This is a genomic window from Halorubrum sp. SP3 (genome assembly GCF_005435195.1).
Lineage (GTDB): Archaea > Halobacteriota > Halobacteria > Halobacteriales > Haloferacaceae > Halorubrum > Halorubrum sodomense.
Genome location: NZ_SGTU01000043.1, coordinates 1 through 810, shown reverse-complemented (window position 1 = coordinate 810; position 810 = coordinate 1). Strand labels below are relative to the sequence as shown.

Sequence of the window (810 nt, the reverse complement as noted above, 5' to 3'; positions counted from 1 at the left end):
GCAAATTCGCTCGAAGCTTACCGGCCTTCGTGAAGACGTCGCACTGGTCGTCGACACGGACGTTCGAACCGACGAAGTCGCCGAACTACTCACTACGTTTGCTGACGAGCTGACCGAGCGAATCGAGGCGACCGATGACCGCATCTCAACCGTTAAATCACAAGACGACGGTATCGAGGGCGTTATCGACCGGACGAACGATACACAGGAGTGGGTCGAAGAGGTGATAGATGTCTGGAACCGGCGTCTTTCGACGCTACAACAGCTTGACGCGGTACTAACAATCGGGAACCATCGGTTCAACTGGGTTGACGAGGACGCTCAATCTGCCATCGAATCTCGCTCGTCCGCGGTATCGTCGTTCGACGGTGAGTGGTGGACGACCGACGGGTGGAGTACGCTGTCCGGAAAATTAGTTCCTGATCTTGTTCCCGAACTTGACCGGTCATGGAACACGTTCGTTGACGAACGTGGCTTAGGTGAACTGGTCAACCGTATCGAAGAGCATCCCTGGGTACTCCCGGCTACCGATCTCCCAGCAGGCGTCCATATCGCCTTCGAGGGCGAATACATCACGCCAATGCGCCATCTCCAGCAGTGGTACGAAACGATCGAGGACGCCATCGCGACGCTGTTGAGTGATGCAGATTCAGACGAGGTGATCGGAGTAACGGACGACGTGGCGCAGTTAGAACCCCTCGCCGACGCCGTCGGATATACTCCGACTGAGTTGGGTTCCCGGCTCGACGAACTGTCGTCGATTGTTGGTAATCGAACGCCCGACAAGGTCGACCAGATCGGAATCGTACC

Annotated in this window: 1 pseudogene; it reads left to right on the top strand. The window is 56.5% G+C overall.

Going from position 1 to position 810, the window contains the following annotated elements:
- Window positions 1-810, top strand: a pseudogene (locus EXE42_RS20285) (hypothetical protein); the annotation flags it as partial.